This is a genomic window from Acinetobacter sp. 10FS3-1 (assembly GCF_013343215.1).
Classification (GTDB): domain Bacteria; phylum Pseudomonadota; class Gammaproteobacteria; order Pseudomonadales; family Moraxellaceae; genus Acinetobacter; species Acinetobacter lwoffii_C.
The window spans coordinates 2,163,500-2,180,679 of the sequence record NZ_CP039143.1; the positions used below are offsets into that span (position 1 = coordinate 2,163,500).

A 17,180-nucleotide genomic window follows, 5' to 3' on the forward strand; every position below is an offset into this window, starting at 1 on the left:
CTTGATGCGTCATGTCATTGTTCGGGTCTGTCCTGCGTATTCCCTATTTCCAAGGCTAAGATAAATCAGCAGGATATTCATTATTAATCATGCAATACCTGATTCTCATCACAGCGGATAAATCAGAATTTTGCCGCGCACAATAGAAGAGCCTGATCAGCTCAGACTCTTGCTCGCTTGAATGAGACAGATGACTAGGCGGGTGAGTGTTTACGAAACAGGCTGCGGATCAGTACATACATAAATGGGGTAAAGATCAGGACCAGTACCGTGCCGAAGATCACGCCTCCCAGCACACTGACTCCAATTTCCTGACGGCTGACCGCACCAGCACCGAAGGCAAAAACCAATGGCATAATCCCGGCACCAAATGCTAGCGAGGTCATCAGAATCGGACGTAAACGCAGGGAGGCTCCTTCTAGGGCAGCCTCGATCACCGTTTTTCCTTTATCCTGAGCCAAAGAAGCAAACTCTACAATCAGGATGGCATTTTTACAGGACAGGCCAATCGTCGTCAGTAATGCAATCTGGAAATAGATATCATTTGGAAAACCGGCCAGAGAGCTGAAAATAATATTCCCCCCAATCCCCAAAGGAATGGCTGACATCACCGCGGTTGGAATACTCCAGCTTTCATATAAAGCAGCCAGACACAGGAAAATAAAGCCAACGGAGACCAGATAAAGCCAGATCGCCTGGTTATTGGACTGTTTTTCTTCAAAAGATAAACCACTCCAGACCACATCCACACCCTCTTGCTGACCGACCAGATGCTCTACATCCTGCATGGCTTGACCAGAACTGGCACCTTTGCTGATATCTGCTTCCATTTGCAGTGCAGTATAGCCCATAAAACGGTTGACGACCTCAGGGCCACCACTCCAGCCGACCTTAGAAAAATTACTGAATGGAATCATCTGGTTCTGATCATTACGTACATGCCATTGTGCCAGATCTTCGGGTTTGGAACGAAACTCTGCATCGCCCTGCATAATCACCCGTTTAATCCGGCCACGATCAATAAAGTCATTAATATAGTTGCCGCCCCAGGCCGCTGAAAGCGTGCTGTTGATTGCTGACTGGCTTAAACCATTGGCCATGGCCTGTTTCTGGTCAATATTGACTTTAAGTTCGGCTTTTTCAGGATTGGAACGCTTATCCAGATTTTCAAAGCTACTATATTGAGCTGCACTAGCCTGCATATTCTGGAACTGCTCTTCCAGATACTGACGGCCATTGCCATTAATATCACGAATCCAGAAATCCAGGCCGTCGGTTTGTCCCAGACCATTCACCGATGCGGGCATACTAATATTGATCTGAGCATTGGGATTATCACGGAAATGTGCCATGGCACGTTCACGAATCGCCTGCGCGGTATTTTCTCCCCCTGAACGATCATCCCAATGCTTCAAGGCTACAAAACCGGTCGCCAGGTTCTGACCGGTACCTGAGAAGTTACGACCATAACGTATCATGACCAGATTAATATTGGCTTTTTCCTGTTCCAGAAAATATTGACGTACCTGCTCACCCACTTGAATAGTATTTTTCATAGGGGCACCTTCCTGCAGGCGAATTTGCAGGCTCAGAATTCCCTGATCTTCACTGGGCAAAAAGCTAGTCGGTAAAGCGCGGTAAAATAGAGCAAAAATGCCAATCAACCCGATAAAGAGCACTAGACAGATCGCTTTATGTTGCAAGGTCATGGTGGAAAGATGCACATAACGATCTTTTAAATTGTCGAGTTTCTGGTTAAAGCAGCTGGCCCATCTTACAGGTTGAGGATTCGTCTTGAGTATAAGTGCGCAGAGTGCCGGGGTCAGGATGAGCGCCACCATCAGGGAAAGCGACATGGCAGCAACCAACGTAATGGAAAACTGACGATAGATCACGCCGGTTGATCCCCCAAAGAATGCCATCGGAATAAACACCGCAGTCAACACCAGAGTAATCCCGACTAGGGCACCACTGATTTCCTGCATGGATGCCAAAGCTGCCTCTTTGGCAGACAGCTGCTGCTCGTGCATCAGACGCTCTACATTTTCCACCACGACAATCGCATCATCGACCAGTAGACCAATCGCCAGCACCATCGCAAACAGTGTCAGAGTATTGATGCTCAACCCCAGCGCATATAACACCGCCATCGTTCCCAAAATGACCACAGGCACAGTAATTGCAGGAATCAGGGTTGCCCGCCAGTTCTGCAGGAAAATAAACATGACTATAATCACCAGGATGACTGCTTCGATCAGGGTTTTTACAACCTCCTTAATCGACTCCTGCACAAATGGCGTATTATCCCGGGGATAGGCGATTTTATAGCCTGGGGGTAATTGTGTGGCAATACGGGAAATTTCGGCCTTGATCAGTTGTGAGGTAGCAATGGCATTCGCCCCGGAGGCTAGTGAAATTCCCAGACCAGCCGATGGAAAACCATTATTAGTGCTATAAGACTGATAATTTTCAGCTCCCAGTTCTACCCTCGCCACATCTTTTAAATAGATAAAACTGCCATCTTGAGCAGATTTCACAATAATATTTTCAAACTCTTCGACCGTTTTTAAACGGCTGCCAGAGGTGACTTTGGCATTCAGATACTGGTCTTCGACCGTAGGCAGGTCTCCTATCGCCCCGGCAGCCACTTGGGTATTCTGGGCTTCGACTGCTGCCCGTATATCGCTCGGCATCAGGCTATATTGTTTGAGTTTGGCCGGATGTAGCCAAATCCGCATGGCGAACTGTGAACCAAAAACATCCACCTCGCCCACCCCATCAATCCGGGCAATATCCTGCTCCAGATGAGTCATTAAATAGTCCGAAAGTTCGATATTGCTGCTGCGCCCACTTTCGTCATACAGACTGATGACCATATGGGTATCTCCCAGAGACTTAAAGACATTAACTCCCTGACGCTGTACCTCTTCCGGCAAGCGGTTTAAGACCCCGTTAATGGCATTTTGCACCTGCACCTGTGCGGTATCCGGATCTGTCCCATTTTCAAAACTGATGCTGATCCGGCTTCGTCCCGAAGAATCACTACTGGAACTAAAGTACAGCAAATGATCAATCCCTTTGATTTGCTGTTCTAAGACTTGGGTGACACTCTCCTCCACCGTTTCAGCAGAGGCACCGGTATAGGTAGCCGCCACAGTGATCCGAGGTGGTGCAATGTCAGGATATCGTTCCACAGCTAAATTCATCACCGCAAAAAGCCCGATCGCCATCACGACTATGGCCAATACACCGGCAAAAATAGGACGATGAATAAAAAATTTAGACAACATAAGTCCGGATCACTTCAGATTTGATGAACGATAAGAAGGTACACAAAATAAACAAGCTTTATGGATATTCAATGACATAGCTTGAGAATGCAAGAATTAAACACAAAAAGCTGTGATAACACCCAATCATGAAGAAATAATGAATACCTGAAAAGCAGGCTGTAAAGAGCGTTTTATTTTTTTGTTTGTATTTTTTTTGACATAAAAAAAACCCTGCATAAGCAGGGTTTTTTTCGAATCAGTTCAGTGCTTATGCAGAGAATTGGTTCATCGTGTTTTTCGCATCGTCACCCGCTTTAAGCGCGTTGTCACCAGCGAAGATTTCTTTGTGGTCATCACCGATGTCAGAACCTGCCATTGCTTGGTGTTTAACACACGCGATACCACCACGGATTTCTTTACGTTGTACGCCAGCAACATAAGCCAACATACCTTCAGAACCGAAGTAACCTTCAGCCAGCTCATGAGTAGAAAGAGCAGCTGTGTGGTAAGTCGGAAGTGTAATCAAGTGATGGAATACACCCGCTTCACGAGAAGCATCTGCCTGGAATGTACGTACTTTCTCATCAGCATCAGCAGCCAATTCAGAGTTGTCGTACTCAGCGCTCATTAACTTAGCACGGTCGTAAGCAGAAACGTCTTTACCTTCAGCAACCCAACGGTCGTAAGCTTGTTGACGGAAGTTTAAAGTCCAGTTGAACGATGGAGAGTTGTTATAAACAAGTTTCGCATTTGGAACAACTTCTTTAACACGGTTAACCATGTGAGCGATTTCTTCAACGTTTGGCGTTGCAGTTTCGATCCACAGAAGGTCAGCACCGTTTTGTAAGCTAGTTACACAGTCAAGTACAACGCGGTCAATTTGAGTGCCTTCACGGAACTGGTACAGACCAGACGCTAGACGCTTAGGACGGTGTAATTTACCATCACGCTTGATCAGGATTTCGTCTTCTTGAGCTTCAGAGATATCAATTTCTTGAGTGTCTAGGTAGCTGATGTATTGAGAAGCAATGTCGCCTGGCTCTTTAACCACTGGGATTTTTTGAGTCAAGTCAGCGCCTTCAGAGTCAGTACGCGCAACGATAATACCATCGTCAAGACCCATTTCCAGGAACGCATAACGTAACGCGTGGATTTTAGCGATGAAGTCTTCGTGTGGAACAGTTACTTTACCAGCTTGGTGACCACATTGTTTCGCGTCAGACACCTGGTTTTCGATTTGAAGTGCACACGCACCCGCTTCGATCATTTTTTTAGCAAGCAAGTAAGTTGCTTCTTCGTTACCGAAACCAGCATCGATGTCCGCAATGATTGGCACAACGTGAGTTTCGAAGTTGTCGATTTGTGCAGTGATTTCGGCAACTTTAGCTGTATCACCAGCTTCTTGAGCCTTTTTAAGTTCACGGAACAGATCGTTTAATTCTTTTGCGTCAGCTTGACGTAAGAAAGTGTAGATTTCTTCAATTAATGCAGGAACCGAAGTTTTTTCGTGCATAGATTGATCAGGAAGAGGACCGAATTCTGAACGAAGTGCAGCAACCATCCAACCAGAAAGGTAGATATAACGCTTAGAAGTTGTACCGAAGTATTTCTTGTTCGCGATCATTTTTTGTTGTGCGATGAAACCATGCCAGCAACCCAGAGACTGAGTGTATTTGCTAGGATCAGCATCATATTCAGCCATATCACGACGCATAATCGCCGCTGTATATTTAGCAATGTCTAAACCAGTTTTGAAACGGTTTTGCATTTGCATACGCGCAGCATCTTCAGGACTGATGTCTGCCCAAGTATTACCGAATTTCGCTTTTAATTCGCGGATTGCATCAATCGCTGTTTGGTATGTAGTCATGATCTTTTCCTGTAATAATATTAGGATTTTTCTACAACAAGTAGCAAAAATCGTACCCTCAACAACCTGTTTAGATTTTCGCCGCCCCGTTGGGATAGCTAAAGATTAGTGGGCTTGTCAAAATTAATCCAATATTCTCCCAGAATCTTCACTATTTATTTAAAAAATATATAGATAAAGGTCTAAAGATAATTCAATATGCTAGACATAAGACATTGTTTTTAAATATTTTTAATATATAAGAATTTGCTTACAAATTACCCAACATGTTTAAATTTTATCCATGCGACTTAAGTCGGACTTGGAAATTTTAGGTAATATAAATGGCAAATTCCGCCATTTTCGGGAATTTGAACTGTCCTATTCGGGTCTTCACCGCTGTTATTTTTTATACAGCCGACAGATTGATTGAGCCACCTCAGACTTGACGCTACGGGTTTTAAGGCTAAAAGTGTGCAACATACCTGACTTTGTTTTAGACTATTCTCCATTCAGTTTCTTGCCACGTTGAGCACTATAAAATTAAAAAATGTGCCGAAAAAGCATGGATAAAATTTCAGCAAATTCAGCTTGATTTATCAAAATCAGCTGGGCTTTTTTTCTTCAATTCCACACACAAACCCCGGTTGTTATGGCATAATCAACATAATTTCATGATTTTATTTTCGGTATTTATTTTATGAATCTGGAGCGGGTCGATCTTAATTTATTAATTTATCTTGATGTACTTTTACGTGAAAAAAATGTGACTCGGGCTGCTGAACAACTGGGGGTCACCCAGCCAGCAATGAGTAATATTTTACGTCGTTTACGCAATTTATTTAATGATCCCCTGCTGATTCGCTCGTCTGAAGGCATGACCCCGACCGAACGGGCGCTGGAATTACAGCCAAGAATTCGCGATGCGCTGGCGGATTTATCGATGATTCTGGAGCCACGTACCGAGTTCCGTCCTTATACATCAAATCGCGTATTCCGGATTATGACCTCAGACTACGCAGAAGCTACACTGGTTCCACGTTTAGTCAAAGCCTTGCGTTCAGAAGCACCCAATGTGGTTCTCGACTTTTTAACCCCAAGTGATGTGTCCTACCGCGACATGGAACAGGGTAAGGTCGATCTGGCCATTAACCGTTTCAATGAAATCCCGCAAAGTTTTCACCAAGTGCTGGTTTGGCGTGACAGTTTTTCCTGTCTGCTGAACAATAAACACCCGGCCGCCAGCAATTTAAATCTAAAAAGCTATCTGGATGCCCAACATATCTGGGTGTCTAAAACAGGGATGGGGGTTGGCTTTGGGGTTAACCCAGAGAAACAGGCCGGCTTGGGCTGGATTGATCAGGCGCTGGAACGGATTGGCCAGAAACGTAAGATTTCCGTGTTTACCCGACATTATCAGATGCCAGCACTTTTGGCCTCGAATGTCGATTTGATCGCCACCTTGCCTAGCCGGATTGCACGCTTGCAAGCCAAAAATCAAAACTTGCAGATTAAAGATCCGCCCTTTTATATTCCAGAGTTTGAGTTGAAAATGGCATGGTGCCCTCTATTGCATCATCATCCGGCCCATCGCTGGTTACGTCAGCTCATTCTGTATGTGGCACGTCAAATGATTGAAGAAGAAAACCGCGAGTTTATGCTGAATAATTCGCAATTTTCACACTATTAAATTGAATAGCGTCTAAATTCTTCTTTTTTAAGCTTATACTGTAAGGACTTGAGAGCTGCTGTTTACCTCTCAAGTCTTTTTTGTGTTAAAAATATTCCAATATAATACTAATCCACAGGTGAATTTGTGAGCCTCTTTCAAAACATCGTGGTTATCCTGATACTGATCGCGGGGGCTGGTTTTTTATCTTTAACAGAAATCGCGCTCGCCGGTGCCCGCAAAGTCAAACTGAAAATTTTGGCCGAAGCAGGAGATAATCGCGCTCAAAAAGTTTTAGATTTACAAGGAAATTCTGCTGACTTTTTTGCCGCTTCTCAAATCGGTTTAAATGCGGTTGCTATTCTCGGCGGTATTTTGGGGGAAGGTGCTTTCCGCCCTTATATCATTGAGTTTATTGCACGTTTTTATCAAGGTCCCTGGGCAGAAACCATTGCTTTCTCGCTGTCATTTACTATCGTCACCTCGCTTTTTATTTTATTTGCCGACCTGATGCCCAAACGTCTGGCGATGATTGCGCCTGAAAAAATTGCCGTTTCGGTCATTAACCCGATTCAGGTCTTTATCTTGGTCTGTAAACCGCTTGCCTGGTTTATCAATGTCATTGCTAACATGCTGTTTCGCCTGTTTAAGGTCAATACTGTGCGTGATGACAATATTACCTTTGATGATATTTCAGCGGTAATGGATGCAGGTGCACAAGCTGGCGTCTTACAAAAGCAGGAACATCATTTCATTGAAAATGTGTTTGAGCTTGAAGAGCGTAATGTGCCTTCAAGTATGACCACGCGTGAAAATGTGGTGTATTTCACCTTAAACGAAACTGAGGACAGTATCCGCCAAAAGCTGGCTGAATATCCTTATTCCAAGTTTCTGGTCTGTAATGAACATATCGATGAAGTAATTGGTTATGTAGATGCCAAAGATATTTTGGTGCGGATTTTAAATAACCAAAAAATCAACCAGCTGAATGAATCCACGATTCGTAATGTATTGACTATTCCAGATACATTGACCCTGTCTGAACTGCTGGACCGTTTTCGTTCTACCAAAGAAAAATTTGCTGTGGTTATCAATGAATATGCCTTGGTGGTCGGCGTGATTACCCTGTCCGATGTCATGATTACCGTGATGGGAGACTGGGTCACTCCTCTGGAAGGCGACCAGCAGATTATCAAGCGCGATAGTAATTCCTGGCTGATTGATGGCAGTACGCCTATTGAAGACATGAAACATGCGTTAGAAATCAATGAAATGCCGGATCAGGACAACTATGAGACTCTGGCCGGTTTTATGATGTTTAAGTTGCGTAAGATTCCTCGTCCTGCCGATGTCGTCCTGCATGCTGGTTATAAGTTTGAAGTGGTAGATGTTGACCATTTTAAAATTGACCAGCTTTTGGTGACCCGTATGTTAGAAATTAAAGATGAATCCCCACAGGAATCAGAGTAATCTGATTCCTGTCACTTCAAATACAAAAATAATCAGCGTATAAAATGAATTTTATTGCCCTTCTGGCCTGTCTGGCTTTTTATTCCGCCCTTTATCTTTTATATTTCTTTTTTGCCAAACAGCAGAATCCTTTATTGCTGTTGGCTGCCATTGGCATGCTGTGCATGACCGTACTTATGACTCCCTATCCTTTTGAGAAAAGACGGTATGGTTTTGATGCCACCCTCAACTTTGGCAACTATCTTTATTGGCCGCTTTATAGCTGGTGGCGAGTATTTACTTTCCCAATCCGCTGGCTCTTGTCTTTGTTTTTTCATGATTAAAAAAAGCACCGCTCTTGGTGCTTTAATCAGGGTCTATTGCCATTGCATAAATGGATTGCGCTATAAGAGCTAAAACTGAGCAGATGATGCATGAAACGAGGAAAACAGCGAGACTATTGCCAAGTTTTATAACGAAATCTGAGAAGTTTTAGCTCCATGCGCAAGAACAAAGCATAGATGAAGTGTTAACACCCCCAAATCTATCAGGCTTTAAACTTTAGTCAGTAAAACATCTAACACGGCCTGATAGTGAATCTGAATATCGTCTTGCAAAATCTTATAGGCATTATCGTACTGTACCATTGGCCAGCCTTCTTTCCAGAACGGAAAAATATTATGCAGGTCATGTGTGACAATAGCATCTTCACGGGCAATCGCCTGTGCAATCTGGGCCAGTACAAAAGCAGTTTCTGCGCCATCAATTGCCAGATAATCAATCCCGCGTGCTTTTAAAATGCGGATACGGTCTTTCTTATAGCGAATCTTTTTAATCTGAGCTTCATTTAAGTGCAAGGCCAGTGCAACGGCTTCCACGAATTTCGCTTCAAATGACTGATGCAGGGCGACCAATGCCTGTTTGTGCGCTTCCTGACGACCCGCTTTACCACCCTGACGAATGACTTCTAATGCTTCAGTATCGAGTTCATCATTCTTCATACTTTGAAGAATGTCTAGAATTTCGATGTCGCTTAAAGCCTCAGGAGATTGATCAGTCATACACTGTCCTTAAAAATAATCTTTAATTGACTATTTTCGCATAAATCCTAACTAAAAAACTAAAATCTTGTGCTGTCAGTGCCGATAAGTCTAAAAATTTTGTTGAGCCTATCATTCTTGGACAGATCCTCTATAGTAGGGCCAGTCTCTTCCGCAATTCTGGTTTCATAATGCGCACCGAACAGGTCAGTCTTCTGTTACAGCAACTGCAATTACTTTATCCCGCTGCCTTTAAAAGAAATTATCTGTTCTATAGCCAACTCAAGACACACGGTATATTGCTAGAAGATCGCAAGGCAATAATTTCCTGGATTCTGGCCGGCATGATTTTTATACCGGTCTGCCTGTTGTTACGGGATTTTTTGCAGCTCTCATTTCCAAAACTGTCTGCCTTTCAGACGCAAAGCACAGCTATCTTGATAATCCTGCTCTTTCTGATGCTGGTGGTGCCTTTCATCCTCAAGCAGGTCAAACATTCTTCTTATTCTCTTTATCATGTCTTGCGCTATGCTCCACTCAAGTTGACAGTGGTCATTATTTTAGAAGGTTTAAATCTACTAGTTCTGGAAAATGAATGGGTCATGTGGGGCTTGTTCTTTTTTGGTCTAAGCGTTGGATTTGTGCGTATTTATAAAGAAAACCTGTTTCGTAGCAGTACCCAAAACCATGAATATTATCAATTGCAACAACTCCGCCGCGCGTGTTTCTGGGCTTATCGTCAAACCGTTGCCCTGCGCCTGCAATTAATTTTTTCTGCTAAAGATCACCCACAATATAAGCAACGCAAACAGCAGCTCGAGTGCTATGCCGAGCTTTATACCCGTTTGCTCAAGTCTGAATATGAGTACTGCAAAACGCTTAAATATCTCGATATAGAGACCTATCTGAATGAGCGGCACTAAGCCTGATCCTCTCCAGTTGTTTTAAATCAGCTTTTTACAAGGCCAAGCTTCAGTGATGGAATTTATTCGGGTTCATGAGAGATGATTCACATCTTAAGTCGCAAAACTGATTGAAAATAAAGCATTCGTAGAGAAATTTGCTTGCCAAGCTTTATTTCGTCCTCTATGATTGCGCACATGCCCGAGTGGTGAAATCGGTAGACACAGGGGATTTAAAATCCCCCGCCCACAAAGCGTGCCAGTTCGAGTCTGGCCTCGGGCACCATTTTAATTCTGGTTAAAATGGTGCAATAAAAAAATCCAGCATTAAGCTGGTTTTTTTGTGCCTGAATTTTCTTTGCCACCCGAAATCTTCATGTCAGAATTAAAATCATTCAATTTCGCCAGATTACAATTACAGCATCCCGATGCTTTTTTTCTGAAACTGCATTACAGCCGCTTCAAGTTTAGTACGCTACAAAAAATCCAGTTTGTGATTGCCCTTAATCTGCTATCGCTGCTGATTTGTCTGCTTTGCAGTCTGGGTTCAATTGCTTTGGAATATTATTTCTTTCATGAAGCCCAAGCAGCCTTTAACATGAGTTTGATGCTGCTCATTACGCTATTTTACCCTTATATGGCCTATATCCAGTATCAGGCCAAGTTCAGTTCCAAAGTCTATGCCGCACATCTACAGCACTGTCTGTATCTGCACATTCCAATCTTCTTGGGTCTTCTAGTTAACCTTTATCTGATTCATTCAGACTGGCTGGTTATTCTGAGTATGCTGCTGGTTTCGGTTTTATTAGGTGGAGCTACTATTTTAGAGCCGTTTTTTAAGCCTAATACAAGCGTTCTGGATCAGGTTCGACTGCAAAAACTTCGCCAGCTCGCCTTCTGGGCCTATCAGCAATCGCGTTCTCAGTCTCCACAATATGTCCCCGATCAACCTGATCTGCCCGCCTATTATAAAAGCCTTCATATACGCTGCATGCAGGAAGAACAGCAACTTCTTCAGCGTATCCGCTTCACCAGCTTTAAAGACTATTTTAAGAACACATAAAAAAGCCCTGTATTTACAGGGCTTGAAATGATTGGGTGTTACCATTCACGGTTAGCGACCAGCTCTTCCACCTCGAGATCAAACAGACCAAGCTCCTGTACCACCATCATCATGGCTTCTGCAATATAATCTGCAGCCGTACCATCCAGAGAAGAATCCAGATCTTCAAACTGCGGCTTCATGGCATTAATTTCAGCAACCGCAAGATGTGCAAGTGGATATACCTCTTGCTCAGTCAAACCGGACTTTGACACTTTTTCAGCGAAACGCTCAATGTGCTGCTTAACCTCAGCAACCAGAATATCGGGATAATATTCATCATCGAACATAGGGAGAAGTAAATCTGCAAACATTACAGGTACTCTAAAAGATGATAGTCAAATAAGCGTGCTGTATAACACATTGCTGATCAAAAGCCAAACAGCCCGCTGTGGCCACCTGTCTTCCAGTTATTAAATTGCCTGCTGCATCGCCTGCCAGATCTTGATTGCGTCTACGGTGGCTTTTACATCATGGACACGCACCATGCAGGCCCCTTGCTGGATACTGAGTAAATGTGCGGTTGCCGAGCCTACTGCGCGCTGCTCTGGGTCTGTAGCGTCCAATACCGCTCCAATAAAACGTTTACGTGATAATGCCGATAAAATCGGATAGCCCATCTCAGTCAGTTTATAAAACTCTTGAAGTAATTTCAGATTTTGCTGGGCATTTTTAGCAAAGCCAAAGCCTGGATCAATCATGATATGTTCAGGCCTAACTCCCGCGTCCAGAGCATCCTGAACCCGCTGGCCCAGTTCACGCATGACGTCCTTAGTGACATCCTGATATTGATCTAGATTGTTCATGGTGGTCGGCTCACCACGCATGTGCATGACAATCACGGGGATATTCAACTCTGCCGCAGTTGCTAATGCCAGCGGACGAGTCAGCGCACGTACATCATTCCAGATATGTGCGCCTGCTTTGACCGCAGCCTTAATCACTTCTGGCTCTGAAGTATCAATGGAGATAATCACATCATGTTTGGCCAGTGCCTCAACCACCGGCACCACTCGACGGATTTCTTCTTCTACTGTGACTACAGATGCACCGGGACGGGTAGATTCCCCACCAATATCAATAACTGTTGCACCTTCTGCTAGCATAGCCAGTGCCCGCACGAGTGCAGCATCTTTAGAGTTGTGTCGTCCGCCATCGCTAAAGGAATCTGGAGTCACATTTAAAATCCCCATTACCTGCGGCTGAGACAAATCCAGGGTTAAACGACCAAAATTCCAGATTTGTGGACGTAGCGGCTTCAGCTGCATGTGTAATCTCCATGATAAATTTGCGACTTATTGTCCATGTTCTATCAGACAACGCAAGCTGTGTTCTGCCTGGCCTGTAAAAGAATCAGGCATGATGTTCTGAAAACTGCTCTAGTTTGGCTTTTACCTCGAACCATTCGTTCTGAAGAGTACTAAACATCACCGTATCACGAATGGTCTTGCCATCTTTTCTTAGGGTATGACAGCGTAGGGCACCCTCTTGTCTAGCACCTAAAACCTGAATTGCTGCCTGACTCCACAAGTTCAGATGATCAGTTCTAAACGCAACCACTTGAGCCTGTAAGATTTCAAAGGCATGTTTCAGCAATAAGTATTTGCAGGCTGGATTGACATGAGTATCCTGAAATCTTTGTGCATACCAAGTATAGCCAATCTCAAGTCTAGGAATTTCTGGCTTAATATCATGATCACTGATTGAACCAATGGCTCGATTGCTCTGCTCATCAATCACTGCAAAAGCTAGACCTTCATCCCTCGCCTGCTGCACTAAAGCTTTCTCAATATAGACTTCAACTGTTTCTGGATAAGGTGCAGAGGCATAAAAAACCTCTCTCAATTTATCATCAGCACAGGCAAGTTTCAGATTCTCCATATGCGCTCGATAAAGGCTCTAATCGTACTCCGTATCCACTGGAGACTAATAAATTCGTGTTGATTTTATAGCTCTTTTATTTTTATAAGCTCCGCAATTTAACCTACTTTGCAGCAATTTTTATAGTTATAAAAAAACCACCCGAAGGTGGTTTTAATTTTTCACTTAGTTCGCTGGTAATGGCGGAGGAGTCATCGGACCATCGTTCGGTGTTACATCAATTACAGGGTTTTCTGCAACATACACCTTCGGTGGTTGAGGCTCACGACCTTCCATGATGTCTCGAATCTGTTCACGATCAATCGTTTCCCATTCCAGCAGGGCTTTCACCATTGCATGTGCGATATCTTTGTTATTTTCAAGGATATCTCGTGCAACCTTGTATTGCTCATCAATGATGCGGCGAACTTCAGTATCCACCTGTTGCTGGGTAGCTTCAGAAATCGTACGACTACCAATACTGCCCATGAAAGATTGCTGTGAATCATCTTCATAGACCATGACGCCCAATTTGTCAGACATCCCGTATTTGGTCACCATTGCACGTGCCATTTTAGTTGCACGTTCAAAGTCATTCGATGCACCTGTTGACATCTGGTTAATAAAGACTTCTTCTGCAATACGGCCACCAAACAGGATTGAAAGCTCATTCAGCATCTTGTCTTTATAATGACTGGTCTGGTCGTGTTCAGGCAACTGCCAGGTCACACCTAACGCCCAGCCACGCGGCATGATCGTTACCTTATGCACCGGGTCTGTACCTGGAAGCATTTCAGCCACAATCGCATGACCAGCTTCATGATAAGCCGTTGCACGACGCTCTTCCTCACGAAGTACCATCGATTTACGCTCAGGCCCCATATACAACTTGTCTTTGGCATCTTCAAAGTCATGCATGTCGACCGTGTTTTTGTTACGGCGTGCGGCAAATAATGCTGCTTCGTTTACCAGGTTGGCCAGCTGTGCACCAGAGAAGCCCGGTGTACCACGCGCCAGCACTTTGACATCGACCCCTGTGGTAGAAGGCAGTTTTTTCAGGTGAACATTTAAAATTTGTTCACGACCTTTAATGTCTGGCAGGCCAACCATCACTTGACGGTCAAAACGGCCCGGACGCAGTAAAGCTTTATCCAGCACGTCTGCACGGTTCGTTGCAGCAATCACGATAATGCCTTCATTACCTTCGAAACCATCCATCTCAACCAGCATCTGGTTCAGGGTCTGTTCACGTTCATCGTGACCGCCACCCGTACCTGAACCACGGTGACGACCGACTGCATCAATCTCATCAATGAAAATAATACATGGCGCATGACGTTTTGCCTGTTCGAACATGTCACGCACACGAGATGCACCCACACCGACAAACATTTCAACGAAGTCAGAACCTGAAATACTAAAGAATGGAACTTTGGCTTCACCAGCAATTGCTTTGGCCAGCAGGGTTTTACCTGTACCCGGAGGACCGACCATCAATACGCCTTTGGGAATGGTCGCACCAAGACGTTTGAACTTTGCAGGATCTTTAAGAAAATCAACAATTTCAACTACTTCTTGCTTGGCTTCATCACAACCAGCCACATCAGAAAAGGTCACTTTGATCTGGTCTTCAGAAAGCATTTTCGCTTTAGATTTACCAAAGCTCATCGGGCCATTCTTGCCACCTGCGCCACCACCCATGTTGCGCATAAAGAACATGAATAACAGAATGATCAAAAGCACAGGGAAACTTGCAATTAGCAATTGCATGAGCAGACCTTGGCGCTGAGGTGCTTCACCTTCAACCACCACATTATTCTTAATCAGGCTTGGCATCAGTTCAGGATCCTGAACTGCCGGACGAATACTTTCAAACTCTGAACCGTTTGATTTTTCGCCACGAATCCTTTCGCCGTCAATTGTAACTTGTTTAATTTGGCCAGCATTGACCGCGGCAACGAACTCTGAATAGTTCATTGTAGTCGGTTGATTGCGGTCACTGACGTTGCTGAAGATGAGCACCAGCACACCCAGTATCACGAGCCACAATACGGCATTCTTAAAAAGATCGCTCAAAGCTTTATTTCCCATTCCAATCTAATTTGATCTTGCCCTCAAGGGGTGACCTTAATCAATATGCTGCAAATCGTTTTGCAATAATGTAAAAATGTACAAAATGCACAATTTTTAACGCCTTGGCAAGTAAACTTTATTTTAAAGCTTTCTTGCGACCCTGTCCCACCAGAAAGACTTCTTTAGAACGGGCACGTGATGCAGCAGGTTTAACCGTCTTCAATACATCAAAACTGTTCACGACTTCTTTACGGAATTCATCAAAGCCGGAACCCTGGAATACCTTGACGATAAACTGCCCTTTCGGTCCCAAGACTCTATTGGCAAAATCCAAAGCAAGTTCACATAAATAGATTTGACGCGGTTGATCTACAGCCTTATTACCTGATGTATTGGGGGCCATATCCGAAATTACAACGTCTACTGTGCGTCCGTTTAAAATATTTAACAATTTATCGAATACTTCTTGCTCACGGAAATCGCCTTGCAAGAAGGTCACATCGGGAAGCGCGTCCATTTCCAGAATATCCGATGCAATCACCAGACCTTTATCACCCACCAGTTTACCGGCGATTTGCGACCAGCTTCCGGGTGCAGCCCCCAAATCCACTACTGTCATGCCAGGTTTGATGATGTTGTATTTTTCCTGAATCTCAAGCAGCTTGTATGCAGCACGAGCACGATAACCTTCTTTTTGTGCTTTCTTCACATAAAAGTCATCTAGATGCTCTCTCATCCACGCACGACTACTTTTGGATAACTTCTGATTGGTAATGCGTGTTGCCATAACTCTCTAAATAAAAAAAACTTCCAATTTGGGATTGTACGTGAAAAACACAGTTTTTGCAGTATACATGTGTATCTAAATCTCAGTTTAGCTGCCGAAATACCAGCCTCTTGTCCTTGATAATTTCCTTAGAATTTACAGCGTTTATTCTTTGCTTTTGTTATACTCAGTCGTTTTAAAATTCAGGTTATCTCTCATGGCATCTTTATCTATTCAGGAACGTAAGCGTTTGCGTCAAATCGGACATGCATTAAACCCGGTCGTTATGCTGGGCGACAAGGGCTTGTCTGAATCTGTGGTTGAAGAGCTGAACCGCGCCCTTAATGATCATGAACTGATTAAGGTTAAAGTGGTTGCAGAAGACCGTGAAGCGCGTGCTGCAATGATTGTCGAGTTGGTCGATGTTACGAGTGCTGAATTGGTACAAACCATTGGTAAAATTGCCCTAATTTACAGAAAATCGCCAAAACAAAACCAGAAACTGTCGAATCTTGTCCGTTTTGCTCATCTGTCTAACTAAGCACAACATCTATTATGGCGAGTTATGAACTAAGCGCTTTTGATCGCCGTTTTCAGGCTATCTCTCTGGTGGGAGCTATTGAACCGCAAAACCCATGTAGCTTGAATGTGGGTTTCTGGTTGAGTGATCCAAACCAGTATGTATTGTGGCCAGATTTAGTGGCAGCCCATCCACGTCAGGATTTCTTATGGGAGCAGACCTGCTTTGAAATTTTTATCGGGGTTCGGGATGAGGATTTCTATCGTGAAATTAACCTCTCTCCTTCTCAAGCCTGGCAGGCCTATCAATTTGAAGAATATCGCTATCCAGAGGACATGCCTCCTCAAGCAGCAAATGATATTGAGTTAAATCAGCTCAAGCGTACTCATTATGGCCTGAATGTCAGTCTGGATCTGACCGACTTTATGTCCAGCCATGAATTAAAGTGGTCTGACCTCTTTATTGGCCTGTCTGCTGTGCTTAGCACCACTCAAGGCACACAGTTCTATGCCATGCAGCACAGTAGTCCGCAAGCGGATTTCCATAATAAACGTGACTGGTTGCATGTATTTTAATGCCAACGGCGTCAGTTCAAAAAGTCAGATCAATGTGAGGCCTTCAGTCTCACATTTTTTTGATGATTAGCCCTATAAAAACTTATTTAAATGATAATTCTTT

14 protein-coding genes, 1 tRNA gene and 1 pseudogene are annotated in these 17,180 nt (G+C 43.9%); 8 read left to right on the forward strand and 8 right to left on the reverse strand.

Annotated elements, in window-relative coordinates:
- Positions 1–194: 194 nt before the first annotated feature.
- Together E5Y90_RS10165 and E5Y90_RS10170 are read right to left on the reverse strand one after the other, a co-directional pair.
- Positions 195–3,290, reverse strand: a complete 3,096-nt coding sequence (locus E5Y90_RS10165) for a multidrug efflux RND transporter permease subunit (RefSeq protein WP_174660151.1) — start codon at positions 3,288–3,290, stop codon at positions 195–197.
- Between the two features lie 250 nt (positions 3,291–3,540).
- The gene (locus E5Y90_RS10170) at positions 3,541–5,142 is read right to left on the reverse strand and encodes an isocitrate lyase (RefSeq protein ID WP_151203924.1); all 1,602 of its coding nucleotides are present in this window, start codon (positions 5,140–5,142) and stop codon (positions 3,541–3,543) included.
- A gap of 679 nt (positions 5,143–5,821) precedes the next feature.
- Here E5Y90_RS10170 and E5Y90_RS10175 point away from each other — a divergent pair.
- The 3 genes from E5Y90_RS10175 (at position 5,822) to E5Y90_RS10185 (ending at position 8,583) form a co-directional block, all read left to right on the forward strand.
- A complete protein-coding gene (locus tag E5Y90_RS10175) occupies positions 5,822–6,811 on the forward strand; it encodes a LysR family transcriptional regulator (protein WP_151203923.1) in 990 nt (329 codons plus the stop codon).
- Between the two features lie 126 nt (positions 6,812–6,937).
- A complete protein-coding gene (locus E5Y90_RS10180; protein WP_151203922.1) occupies positions 6,938–8,260 on the forward strand; it encodes a hemolysin family protein in 1,323 nt (440 codons plus the stop codon).
- A gap of 44 nt (positions 8,261–8,304) precedes the next feature.
- Positions 8,305–8,583, forward strand: a complete 279-nt coding sequence (locus tag E5Y90_RS10185) for a hypothetical protein (protein ID WP_151203921.1) — start codon at positions 8,305–8,307, stop codon at positions 8,581–8,583.
- Positions 8,584–8,793: 210 nt separating this feature from the next.
- Here the strand turns inward: E5Y90_RS10185 and E5Y90_RS10190 are convergent, their stop codons facing one another.
- On the reverse strand, positions 8,794–9,300 hold the full coding sequence (locus tag E5Y90_RS10190; protein ID WP_151203920.1) for a hypothetical protein: 507 nt from the start codon (positions 9,298–9,300) through the stop codon (positions 8,794–8,796).
- A gap of 170 nt (positions 9,301–9,470) precedes the next feature.
- On the opposite strand from E5Y90_RS10190, the gene E5Y90_RS10195 reads away from it, so the two are divergent.
- The 3 genes from E5Y90_RS10195 (at position 9,471) to E5Y90_RS10205 (ending at position 11,244) form a co-directional block, all read left to right on the forward strand.
- Entirely contained in the window at positions 9,471–10,202 is a 732-nt protein-coding gene (locus E5Y90_RS10195; protein WP_151203919.1) for a hypothetical protein, read from the forward strand.
- Between the two features lie 179 nt (positions 10,203–10,381).
- A tRNA-Leu gene (locus E5Y90_RS10200) sits at positions 10,382–10,467 on the forward strand.
- A 90-nt stretch (positions 10,468–10,557) separates the two neighbouring features.
- A complete protein-coding gene (locus E5Y90_RS10205; RefSeq protein WP_174660152.1) occupies positions 10,558–11,244 on the forward strand; it encodes a hypothetical protein in 687 nt (228 codons plus the stop codon).
- Between the two features lie 38 nt (positions 11,245–11,282).
- On the opposite strand, the gene E5Y90_RS10210 is transcribed toward E5Y90_RS10205, so the two are convergent.
- The 5 genes and pseudogenes from E5Y90_RS10210 to rlmE form a co-directional block, all read right to left on the reverse strand.
- Positions 11,283–11,597: a DUF5713 family protein gene (locus tag E5Y90_RS10210; RefSeq protein WP_151205849.1), complete on the reverse strand. Its 315-nt coding sequence runs from the start codon at positions 11,595–11,597 to the stop codon at positions 11,283–11,285.
- A 99-nt stretch (positions 11,598–11,696) separates the two neighbouring features.
- A complete protein-coding gene (gene folP / locus E5Y90_RS10215; RefSeq protein WP_151203916.1) occupies positions 11,697–12,551 on the reverse strand; it encodes a dihydropteroate synthase in 855 nt (284 codons plus the stop codon).
- Between the two features lie 85 nt (positions 12,552–12,636).
- Positions 12,637–13,228, reverse strand: a pseudogene (locus tag E5Y90_RS10220) (GNAT family N-acetyltransferase).
- Positions 13,229–13,329: 101 nt separating this feature from the next.
- Positions 13,330–15,219, reverse strand: coding sequence for an ATP-dependent zinc metalloprotease FtsH (ftsH, locus tag E5Y90_RS10225; RefSeq protein WP_151203915.1), 1,890 nt, complete (start codon positions 15,217–15,219; stop codon positions 13,330–13,332).
- Between the two features lie 133 nt (positions 15,220–15,352).
- On the reverse strand, positions 15,353–16,003 hold the full coding sequence (gene rlmE, locus E5Y90_RS10230) for a 23S rRNA (uridine(2552)-2'-O)-methyltransferase RlmE (protein ID WP_151203914.1): 651 nt from the start codon (positions 16,001–16,003) through the stop codon (positions 15,353–15,355).
- Positions 16,004–16,199: 196 nt separating this feature from the next.
- On the opposite strand from rlmE, the gene yhbY reads away from it, so the two are divergent.
- Together yhbY and E5Y90_RS10240 are read left to right on the forward strand one after the other, a co-directional pair.
- Entirely contained in the window at positions 16,200–16,523 is a 324-nt protein-coding gene (gene yhbY / locus E5Y90_RS10235; RefSeq protein ID WP_151203913.1) for a ribosome assembly RNA-binding protein YhbY, read from the forward strand.
- Between the two features lie 14 nt (positions 16,524–16,537).
- Positions 16,538–17,077 carry a DOMON-like domain-containing protein gene (locus E5Y90_RS10240; RefSeq protein WP_151203912.1) on the forward strand — a complete coding sequence of 180 codons (540 nt, stop codon included), beginning with the start codon at positions 16,538–16,540 and terminating at the stop codon, positions 17,075–17,077.
- The last annotated feature ends 103 nt before the right edge of the window (positions 17,078–17,180 follow it).